General features: G+C 66.6%; 8 protein-coding genes and 1 pseudogene. All 9 read right to left on the minus strand.

Features of this window, described 5'->3' with window-relative positions; genetic code table 11:
- Positions 1-347 precede the first annotated feature (347 nt).
- The 9 genes and pseudogenes from nhaC to HMPREF9241_RS03390 all read right to left on the minus strand — a co-directional run bounded on the left by nhaC (position 348) and on the right by HMPREF9241_RS03390 (position 10,380).
- On the minus strand, positions 348-1,811 hold the full coding sequence (gene nhaC, locus HMPREF9241_RS03350) for a Na+/H+ antiporter NhaC (RefSeq protein WP_006680868.1): 1,464 nt from the start codon (positions 1,809-1,811) through the stop codon (positions 348-350).
- Positions 1,812-1,834: 23 nt separating this feature from the next.
- Positions 1,835-3,022, minus strand: a complete 1,188-nt coding sequence (locus tag HMPREF9241_RS03355) for a MalY/PatB family protein (protein ID WP_006680869.1) — start codon at positions 3,020-3,022, stop codon at positions 1,835-1,837.
- The gene (locus HMPREF9241_RS03360) at positions 3,022-3,690 is read right to left on the minus strand and encodes a helix-turn-helix transcriptional regulator (RefSeq protein WP_006680870.1); all 669 of its coding nucleotides are present in this window, start codon (positions 3,688-3,690) and stop codon (positions 3,022-3,024) included. The genes HMPREF9241_RS03355 and HMPREF9241_RS03360 overlap by 1 nt, the downstream gene beginning before the upstream one ends.
- Before the next feature lie 189 nt (positions 3,691-3,879).
- Positions 3,880-4,110: pseudogene (locus HMPREF9241_RS03365) on the minus strand (DEAD/DEAH box helicase); the annotation flags it as partial.
- A gap of 254 nt (positions 4,111-4,364) precedes the next feature.
- Positions 4,365-6,212, minus strand: coding sequence for an alpha/beta hydrolase (locus tag HMPREF9241_RS09255; protein ID WP_006680872.1), 1,848 nt, complete (start codon positions 6,210-6,212; stop codon positions 4,365-4,367).
- 17 nt (positions 6,213-6,229) lie between these two features.
- Positions 6,230-7,123: an SMP-30/gluconolactonase/LRE family protein gene (locus tag HMPREF9241_RS03375; protein WP_006680873.1), complete on the minus strand. Its 894-nt coding sequence runs from the start codon at positions 7,121-7,123 to the stop codon at positions 6,230-6,232.
- A gap of 41 nt (positions 7,124-7,164) precedes the next feature.
- Positions 7,165-8,049 carry an NAD(P)-dependent oxidoreductase gene (locus HMPREF9241_RS03380; protein WP_006680874.1) on the minus strand — a complete coding sequence of 295 codons (885 nt, stop codon included), beginning with the start codon at positions 8,047-8,049 and terminating at the stop codon, positions 7,165-7,167.
- 67 nt (positions 8,050-8,116) lie between these two features.
- A complete protein-coding gene (locus tag HMPREF9241_RS03385) occupies positions 8,117-9,556 on the minus strand; it encodes a four-carbon acid sugar kinase family protein (RefSeq protein ID WP_006680875.1) in 1,440 nt (479 codons plus the stop codon).
- Between the two features lie 128 nt (positions 9,557-9,684).
- Positions 9,685-10,380 (minus strand): FadR/GntR family transcriptional regulator, encoded by a 696-nt coding sequence (locus tag HMPREF9241_RS03390; RefSeq protein ID WP_006680876.1) that lies wholly within the window; start codon positions 10,378-10,380, stop codon positions 9,685-9,687.
- Positions 10,381-10,488: the final 108 nt, after the last annotated feature.

The raw sequence follows: 10,488 nt of genomic DNA on the forward strand, positions 1-10,488 counted from the left end.
GCTGGAACACACACTTCGACAGGAACGTCTAAGAAGCCAGCTGTGCGCCAAAGTGGGGGTTAATACCCAAAGTGGAGTGGACCCTGCCCCTTAGCGGCCCGGCCAGCCCAGGCCCGCTAGCGACCCCTGTGTTCGCAGGGCCTGACCAGGTGTAAGGATAGGTGACGGTCGTGGCGCCGTTGTGAATGACCTCGAGGTAGTTCGTGCGGAACAGATCGACCGCCCTGCGATCAGCGTCGTTTCGACGAGAGAAGCCCAAACGCCGACGAGCGGGGCCCGAAACTGACGCTTCGGACCCCGCTCGATTGCGCAACTCCCGTCCACGAGGAGCGGCGTGTGATGGAGACTCAGGCCTCCTGGAGAGCTGCCTTCTCTTCCTCGCTCAGGCGCGCGATGCCGATGCCGGTCGCGCCCCACAGGAGGGCGAAGCCGATGGCGATCCAGTTGCACACCGCCCACGGCAGGTACGAGAGCGTCGCGACGCCGAGCGTGCCCGCCATGTAGGCGCCAGCAGACGTCCAGGGGAGGATCGGCTCCCACAGGGTCGCCGAGTCCTCGATCGTGCGCGAGAGGTTCTTCGGGTCGAGGCCGCGCTTCACGTACTCGCCGCGGAGCATCTCGCCCGGGATGAGGAGGGAGACCTGGCCGTTCGAGGTGATGCCGATCGTCGCGAGGCCCGTCGCGATCGTCGCCGCGATGAGGCCGAAGGTCGAGCGCACCGGCTTGAGGAGCTTCGAGATGAGGACGTCGAGCGAACCGGAGACCGAGACGACGCCGGCGAAGGTGATCGCGCAGAAGCAGATGAGCAGGACCGACATCATCGAGTTCATGCCGCCGCGGTTGAGGAGGCGCGTGACGTCCTCGATGACGTTCTCGGCGTCGAAGCCGGTCTTGCCGACCATTTCGACGTTGAAGCCGTTGACGCCCGCGACGACCGTGTCCTTGAAGGAGATGCCCTGGAAGACCACGGCGTTGAACATCGCGACAGCGCTGGACACGAGGATCACGGGGATCGTCGGCTTCTTCCACATCGAACCGCCCAGGACGATGATCACCGGCAGCAGGAGCAGGAGGTTCCAGTTGAACGCGGAATCGAGGGTGCCGAGGATAGCGCCGACCTTCTCGGGGACCTGGCCGCCGGACATGCCGAGGCCGAAGAGGAGGTAGACGACGGCCGCCGTGAGGAAGGAGGGGAGGGTCGTCCACAGGAGGTGGCGGATGTGCGTGAATAGGTTGACGCCGGTCGCCATCGAGGCGATGTTCGTCGTGTCCGACAGGGGGGAGAGCTTGTCTCCGAAGTAGGCGCCCGACACGACTGCGCCGGCGACCATCGCGAGGTTCGCGTCCATGCCGACCGCGACGCCCATGAAGGCGACGCCGACCGTGCCAGCGGAGCCCCAGGAGGTGCCCGTGCACAGGGAGACGATCGCGGTGACGACGAGGGCGATGACCGCGAGGTACTGCGGATCGATGATCTTCAGGCCGTAGTAGATGAGCATCGGGATCGTGCCGCCCGCCATCCACGTGCCGATGAGGAGGCCGACCGAGATAAGGATGAGGATCGCGGGCATCGTCTTCGCGATCTTCTCCGCGACCGAGTCCATGATCTCGTTCCATGAGTACCCGAGACGCCAGGCGACCAGGCCAGCGACGACAGCCGAGGCAATGAGGAGGGGTTCGACCGGGAGTTCAGCGAAGATGTAGCCACCTCCCAACAGGACGATCAGCGTGATGACCGGGACTGCGGCGAGGAGCAGGCTCGGAGTCCTGCGCTCGGCCTTCGCCGGGGTGGTGGGGGTTGTAGGAGACATCGTTGTCCTTTCGATATGGGTCGTCAGTTCCTCGTGAGCGCCCCGGCGAGCCGGGTGATCCCCTCGAGGAGTTCTTGACGGGGGAGTGCTGTGTTGATACGGAAGAATCGATCGTATGCGGGACCGAAATCGGGTCCCGGGCTGACCGTGACGGAGGCGGCGCGCTCGGCGCGCACGAGGTCGGCTTCGGAGCCGATGTACGCGGAGGCGTCGATCCACAGGAGATAGGTGCCGTCCGGGTCCGAAACCCTCGCCTCCGGCAGGAGGCGCGCGAGGAGGGACCTCGCGGCTTCGAGGTTGGCGTCGATCTCCTTCGCGAGGGCGTCGACCCACGCGTCGCCCTTCGTCCACGCGGCGATGGCCGCCGGGATGGCGAAGTAATTCGGGTTGTGCAGACCCATGCGCCTCTTCGCCGCCTCGAGCTCGGCGCCGAGGGGCCCGTGGACGCAGATCGCCGTCGCTTCGAGGCCCGCGATGTTGAAGGTCTTGCCGGGAGAGGCGCAGTGGACGATCCGTCCGCTCATCCACAGGTCCTTCGCGACGCTGGCGAGGGCCGAATAGCGCTGCCCGCCGGGGCGCTCGAAGTCGCAGTGAATGTCGTCGGAGAGGACGAGGGCGCGGCATTCGCGCAGCAGCTCGGCGAGTCGGCGCTGCTCGTCGACGCTCCAGATCCTGCCCGTCGGATTGTGGGGGTTCGTCCACAGCAACAGGTCCGCGTCGGCGAGCGCCTCCTCGAGGGCCTCCCAGTCGATCGAGGCGGAGGCCGCGGTGTCGCGCATGGGCACGCGGACGAGATCGGTGCCCGCGCGTTCGCACACCTCGAGGAGGGGCGAGTAGGCCGGATCGAGCGTGACGACGCGGACCGGTCGATCGTCTCGCGGCAGGACGTGATCGACGAGGGCGGCGACGCACTGGACGACTCGGGGGAAGAAGTGGACGTCCTCGACCTCGCAGGACCATCCGTGGCGGCGGGTCATCCACGCGGTCGCGGCTTCGGCGAAGTCGTCGAAGACCTCGGTGTAGCCGTAGGCGCCGAGGGCGGCGGCGTCGGCGATCGCCTCTCGGACCTCGGGGCAGGAGACGAACTCCATGTCCGCGACGGACAGGGCGATCGCGTTCTCGCCGAGGTCCTTGGCGAGCAGATCCCATTTCGCCGAATGCGTGCCCCAGCGCGACAGGTGCCGGCTGAAGTCCTCGTCAGTAGCGGTCATCATTCCCCCTCGGTCTCGTTAAGGTAGTTGTAAATGGAGAATCGCGTGCAGTGGAGGGCTTCGGCGGCCATTTCCGCTGCATCCCGCAGGAGGAAGAAGCCCCTCGCTTTGAGGAGTCGGACGACCTCGACCTTGTGTTCCTTTCTCATCTCGTCGACGGGAACCCCCGACTCTGCAACGGCTCGTGAGAGGAGGAGCGTCGCGAGTTCGTCGACGTCTCTAACGAAGACTTCGGTCGTCGCCTGCTCCTCTTCGGCGGAAGTTGGGAGCGAGAGGCCCGCGAGCGCGCCCGTGAGGGAATGAAGGATCTCCCAGCCGGAGATGTCGCGGTTGATGCACAGGGCGGCGACGGGCTGGTTGGTCGAGTCGCGGATGATGGCGGTTGTTGAGAGAAGCTCCTTACCGCTCGGAGACGTTGTCCGGTATCCGATGCTGGTGCGCAGATTTCCGGAGGCGACGGCGTCAAGGAGCTTGTCGGTCGCCGGATCGCCGATCGATCGACCGGTGACATCGCCGCCAATCGCGACGATTGAATTCGGGAGCCGAGTGAGATCGTGAACGATGATCTCGGCGGGTCCGACAAGTGTTGCTTTCATTGGTTCAACCAGCTGTTGAAGGGTGGAGATAATCTGATCGTGCTCGTTTAGCTTCGACGGTGAAGCAGTCATGCAGAACCTCCGGCTTTGACGCTTTAATCGTTTATCTTAGTGACTCAATAGGTTCGCGTCAACAAACTGTTGAAAAAATTGTGTCTGCGCTTCGTCGCCCAGCCCTCTTATTGCCTTGTCACCTCCCCGGTTTTATGCGGTGTGCAGACAGGAAGGGGTGTAATTCTGCGCAAAAACTTGACAGCGGGGCAGGGTGAACGCCTGGATCGGGAAAGGATGGATGATCCCCTTGTCCTCGAGGGCGTCGACGATCGGCTCGGTGACGCCGAAGTCGGTGAAGGTCTTGTGCTCGAGGTCCTCGTCGCCCGAATCGGTGATGTCCGGAGCGGCCTCCGGCTCGACGGCGACGGGGATGATGTCGCCGAGTCGGACGACTCTGGCGGAGTACTCGACGGGCACCGCTGTGGGGGTCGTCTCGATGGCCTGGTCCTTCTCGGGCGCGGCCGCGTTCTCGTGAGTCGTGTCGGTCACGATCCGCCTTGTTTCCCGGGACTCCCGGTCTCTGCCGGGATGGGTGGCAGCCGATCGCGCATGTCGAGGCGCGGAGCGCGCGCGGATAGTGTTCGAGCGACCGATCAGCCGTGGTCGCCTCCGATTGTACGGGGGGCGACCACGGCTGACCGTGAAGGTATGGTCAATCACTCATCAGGTGAGCGACGACCCCTGACGCGGGGTCAGAAGACGCCGACCTGGCCGCCGACCATCATCCATGTGAACAGGGCGGCGCCGACGGTGCTGGCGACCCAGATCGAGCGCGTTCGCACCTGCAACCAGACGTTGAGGGCGACGAGCGCCGTGAACTGGGGGATGATGACGTCGAGCATCATCATCCATCGTCCGCCGAACGTCGGCAGGCCGATGACGTCCATTCCCGGACCGATCCCGAGGTAGCCGGGCACGAAGTGGAACAGCCAGAGCAGGCACAGGCCGAGAATCGCGCTCACCCACGCGAAACCGAATCGCTTCGCCCAGAGGAGGCTGAGCCGTTCGCCCTCGCGCGCCGGAATTCGGGACACGGTGTTGAGGGAGAGGCCGTTGACCACGAAGAAGAACGACCAGATGATGAAGAAGTAGGGGAGGAGGACCAGAGCGCGTTCAGGGGTGAGCGGCTTGAGCATCGGCCACAGCACTCGGAACTCCGGTCCCCTGAAGAAGGCGCTCATCGCGACGACGACGGCCGGCCATGCGACGAGGACGAGGGAGAGGAGAAGGGCCGTGCCGATTCCGCGCGCGCGATCGGTCTTGGGGACGACTCCGAGCTCGGACCATGTCGTCGTCCTGCCCACGCCTAGGCGCTTCCAGACGAGCACGACGACGAGCGTGAGGACGGTGGTGACGACGAGCCACGTCGCGATGCCGTTGCCCATCTGAAGCGGGAGGAAGGGGATCGCTGCGGAAACGGGGTCCTTCCCTCCGCCCTTCTGCGTGCACAGGGGATAGAGGATGATCGTGGTGACGATTCCGAGTACGGCGGAGACGACGAGACCCCGGCGGCCGCTTCCGGCGTAGGAACCCTCGGAGGCGCGGAGCCCGGCGAAGGCCGGAAGGCGCAGGAGCAGGCCGAGGAGGGGGATGAGTGAGGCGACGAGGGAGAAGAGGGCGATTGCCCCGCCGATCTCCTTCCATTGGTAGACATGAGAATCCGAGGGGATCCAATGCTCGTCCTGCGCGCCGTCGCGCAGAGCCGTGTTGAACCAATCGACGACCGCGGTGTTCGACGCCCCCGAGGTCATGACGCCCAAGTGGGTTCCCGAGACGAGTTCGGCGCGTCGCGCGCTGCCGTCGGAGAAGTCCCCGTACGTGTGGTTCCACTCGAGGACGTCGGAGTCGCCCAGCCCGAAGGCTTCGAGTCGTGCGGGGTGGGTGGTGAGGGAGGAAACGGGGAAGGTCTTCTCCCGGTAGGGGCCGATCTCCTCGTTGTCCCCCTGAACGAGCAGGTAGTTGCGGACCTCGTGAATATCGGGGTCGCCACCGTTGCCGGACAGTGCGACGACTGCGCGCACGTCCTCGTCGGACTTGGCGAGTTTGACCGCGTAGATCGATCCGGTGGAGTGACCGTAGGTTCCGATCATGGTCGGATCGACGAAGGGGAGGGATTTGAGGTGGGTGAGGCCGTAGGCCGCTCCGGACATGATCTCCGGGTCGACGCCGTGCTGGGTGGAGTACCCATGGCCGAACTGGTCGATGCTGAGGACGACGAAACCACGCCGCGCCAATTCGATGGTCCCGAAGGTGGTCGTCGCCTCCTTGTCCGATTGGTAGCCGTGAAGGGCGAGGAGTCCGGGTGCCGGGTTCTCCTTGGTCACCCAGGTCGGTCGGTAGATCTTCGCGGTCATGGGAACGTTCGATTCGGTCATGAATTCGACGGTCCGAACGTCGACGCGCCCGAATCCCCGGTCGGCTTCGACGCAGAGGAATGCTCCTGAGATCGAGAGGACGAGGAGGAGGGCCAGGGCGGTCCAGAGGCTTCTCGGCGAGGCGCCTCGAATGGTCGCGGTATCGGGTGAGGTCGTGGTGGGCATGGTCGTCTCCTTCCGTCTCATGCTCTGCTCGAAGAGCGTCGGCAGTCGCGGGTCGATGTGGGGATCCGGTAGATGGAAGTGGAGGCCGCGATGTAGAGGTCGGTGCCACTCTCGCCGCCGAAGCAGAGATTCCCGACCTTCTCGGGAACCGGGATTCTGCCGATCTCGCGACCGTCCGGGGCGAAGACGACGACCCCGTCGAGACAGGAGGACCAGACGTTGCCGTGTTCGTCGACCTTGATCCCGTCGGGGACTCCGGGGTTGACCTCGACGAAATCCTCGCCCGCCTTCACCCGCCAGTCGTCGATGAGGTATCGGCGGATGTGATGGCGGCCCATCGCCCCTTCGCGATTGAGCGCGGCGGAGTCGGCGACGTAGAGGATCGTCTCGTCGGGGGAGAACGCGAGCCCGTTGGGCTCGACGAGGTCGGTGATGGCGACTGTGAGTCGTCCCTCGGGCGTGATGCGGAAGACCCAATGATCGCAGTACTCGCGACTACCGGGGTGGCCCTCCTCGGGGTAGATGATCCCGTAGGCGGGGTCGGTGAACCAGATGGAGCCGTCGGAGGAGACGACGACGTCGTTCGGGGCGTTGAATCTCGCGTCGTGCCAGTGGTCGACGATGGTGCTGATCTCCCCGTTCCGATCGCGTTCGAGACGCCGTCCTCCGTGGGAGCACTGGATGACCGAGCCGTCGAGATCGATGGTCCGCCCGTTGACGTGGTCGGGGCGCTCGAGGTGGATGGTCGCTTCGCCACTCGCGGGATCGAAGTCCCACACGCGGTCGCCGATGACGTCGGAGAAGCGGAGTCTATCCGCTCCGGGGACCCAGCAGGGGCCTTCGAGCCAGCGCCCCCCTGTGAAGACGCGATCGAGTCCCGTAGGATCCGGGATGAGTTCGTGGAATTGCATGCTGTTCTCCTTGTGCTCGCCACATCGTCGTGGTGAGCGGTTCATGAATGCGGGGCGATGATTCGGATGAGCGTGGAATCATCCTCGGCGCCACGCCCCTGCGCATTGCCGAGGATGTAGAGCTGTTCGGCGGCGGCGGCCACGGGAACGGCGATGCCCGCGCGCTTCGCGGCGGAGGTGACGATGCCCATGTCCTTGACGAAGATATCGAGTCGCGAGCACACCTCGGGATCGGCGCCCTCCCAGGCTTCGATCGCGCGGGGCCCACGGTTGCCGAGCATGAAGGACTGGGCGGCGCCGGCCATGAGCGCGTCGAGGACCATCCTCTGATCGAGCCCGAGCTTCCCCGCGAGGGCGAGCGCCTCTCCGGCGGCGGCGATGTGGACGCCGCACAGGAGCTGGTTGACGGTCTTCATCGACTGCCCCTTGCCCGGGGCGTCGCCGACGAGGACGAGGGTTCCGGCCATCTCGTCGAGGACGGGTCTCGCGACTTCCCAGACCTCGGGGGTCGCGCCGCAGGTGACGAGGAGGTCGCCCTCCCCGGCGCGGACGGGGCCACCGGAGACGGGTGCGTCGACGAGGCCGATGTCCGTTTCAGCGAGGCGCGCGGCCTCGGCCTCGACGGCCTCGGCGCCGACGGTGGAGGTGAGGATGATCGCGGCTCCGGGTTCGAGGACCGGGACGACGCCGGAGGGCCCGTGGAGGACCTCCTCGAGCTGGGCGGCGTTGCGCACGGCGATGAGGACGAAGTCCGCGCCGGAGGCGGCCACGGGGGCGGAGTCGGCGACGGCGACGCCGTGCTCGGTGGCGAGGGTGCGGCGCTCCTCGAAGGGGTCGAATCCGGTGACCTCGAAGGTCTTGGCGAGATGGGAGGCCATGGGCAGTCCCATCGCTCCGAGACCGAGGACGGCGATTCGCTTCGACATGGGTGTTCTCTCCTTGAAGGTGGGGGCCACGGACCTCGTCGTCCACGGCCGGACGGGGATGAAGGTGCTACTTCTCGAGCTTCTCGACGACATCCGCGAGGGATTCGTCGGTGCCGACGTTGCCCGCGAAGACGATGTAGGGGACGCCCGCGGCGATCCCGTCGACGGAGGACCAGAGGGAGACGATGCCGGGGAGCATCGGTCCGATGACTCGGGCGCGCCGGATCTCGAGGCCCTTCGAGGCGACGTCGGAGGAGGTGATCCCGCCCTTCGCGACGACGAATCGGGGAGTGACCCGCTCGACGACGCCGTGGACGACGGCGACGATCGCCGCGGAGATCGAGCGCGCCTGGGCGAGGGCGGTGTTCGCATCGAATCCGGAGAGCATCGCGCGCGAGGTGCGCAGGATGATCGTGTTCGTCTCGAGAGCGTCGGTGGCCTTCTCCACGAGCTCGCGGATGTGCTCCTCCGCGCGGTCGCCGGTGATGATCCGCGCCGAATCGAGGACGAGCACCTCGGCCTTGGACCTCGCGGTGAGCCGGTCGAGCTGGCGGGCGGTGACGCCGACGTGCGAGCCGACGACGACGAGGCCACCGGCGCTCGGGATCCTACCGGAGCGCGACTGCGCGATCTCCTCGGAGGTGAGCGGCTCGTGGGCGATCTGCCCGATGCGCTCGCGGACGAAGGGCGGGCCGACGCGGTAGACGAAGCGCGAGCCGGCCTCCTCGGCGCGGATGAGGGCGAGGGCGAGGGCTCGCAGGTCCGAGGCCTCGACGACGTCGACCGCGATGGGCTGCGAATCCCGGGCGCTCCTCAGGATCTCGACCGTCCGATCGAGGTCGGTGCGCAGGGTCTCGATGTCGATGAGGAGGACCCGCCCGGCCGGGGTGCGGCCGCCTGTCTTCTCCTCCACCCAGTCCGCGATCATCGAATGGGCGTACCCGAAGGTGTTGTCCTTCGCGAACTCGGACTCGGCGGCGGGGACGTAGCCCGCTTCGGCGGATCCGGCGTAGTGGATCCCGCGCAGGGTGATCCTCCCGGCCTCGGGGAAGGCGGGGACGAGGACGACCCCGTCGACTCCGCGTTCGCCGTTCTCCTCGAGGGCGGCGGCGATCGTGTCGGGCTCGAGGGGGAAGTGGCCGCGGAGCGTCGAGTCGGAGCGGGAGACGAAATCGACCTCGATGCCGAGGCGTTTCGCCGAGGCGAGGGCGGAGGCGACGACCTCGCGATTGACGCGCTCCGCGTCGGCGGGGGCGAGGGAGCGCGAGTTCGTCATCACGTAGACGGCGGGGGAGCCCGTCGCGAGGGCCCAGTCGAAGTCAGCCTCCTCCCATGCGGTGAGGACGGGCAGATCTGCGACGGACTGGGTGCCCGTCGGGTCGTCGTCGAGGACGATGAGGACGGGGCGCCGGGCGGCGGAGGCGCGGGCGGCGTCGACGTCGGCGGGGGAGACGGGGGCTTGCGGGGGGAGCCCTGCGACGAGTTCGTCGCGGCTGATGAGCGGCATGACACTCCTTCGGGATTCGGGCCCTCTCATCCGAGCACCATTGCTCAGACCTCTGAGGACTGGTGTCACTATACGCCACGCATCGGCGTGCGCGCAAGTAATCCTCTGAGGACTTGCGGATTCCGTTCCTACTCGGCCGTGTTCGCGAGAAGATCGAGCCGCGTCTGCGTCATGTGCGAGCGCATCGCGTCCTTCGCCGCCTCCTCGTCCTTCGAACGGATCGCGTCGAGGATCGCCCGGTGGTGGGCTTGGGCCCGCCTGCGCACTTCGGGCTGCGAGGCTGTGACGAAGCGGGACTCGTGAAGTGCCTGGGCGAGGGGGGCGAGCACGACCGGCATGAAGGGATTCGCGCTCGCCAGGAGGATGCGCCTGTGGAAATCGAGGTCCGCATCGACGTTCGCCTCGACGTCCCCGGCCACCGCGGCCTCGTCGATGCGCTCGAGCAGGGACTCGAGGGCCTCGAGGTCCTCTTCTGCGCGGTTGCGCGCGGCGAGACCTGCGGCTCCGACCTCGATCATCCGTCGCAGTTCGACGAGTCGGAGTCCGGCGTCGCGCGGCGAGGACTCGCGCATCGTCAGCGCGATGACCGTCGACAGATCGGTCCACCGGGTCCGCGGTGCGAGGAAAGTGCCGCGTCCCTGCTGCACCTCGAGGACCCCCCGATCCTTGAGGACCTTCACGGCCTCGCGGACGGTGAGGCGGGAGACGTCGAGCTCCTTCGCCAGGTCGACCTCGCCGGGCAGGGCGTCGCCCTCGCGGTACGCGCCCTCGACGATCCTGTCGATCACGGTGTCGACGACCTGTTCGACCAAGCCTTTGCGCATGTCCCCTCCTTCGCTCATTGGGATTCTCCCATAGATGAGGAGGGGCCTCTAGATGAGGAGGGGCCTCTGAGCCTTCTGGGGCGAACGTCCGCCCCGCCCTCGCCGATC

The organism is Schaalia turicensis ACS-279-V-Col4 (assembly GCF_000296505.1).
GTDB classification, from domain to species: domain Bacteria; phylum Actinomycetota; class Actinomycetes; order Actinomycetales; family Actinomycetaceae; genus Pauljensenia; species Pauljensenia turicensis_A.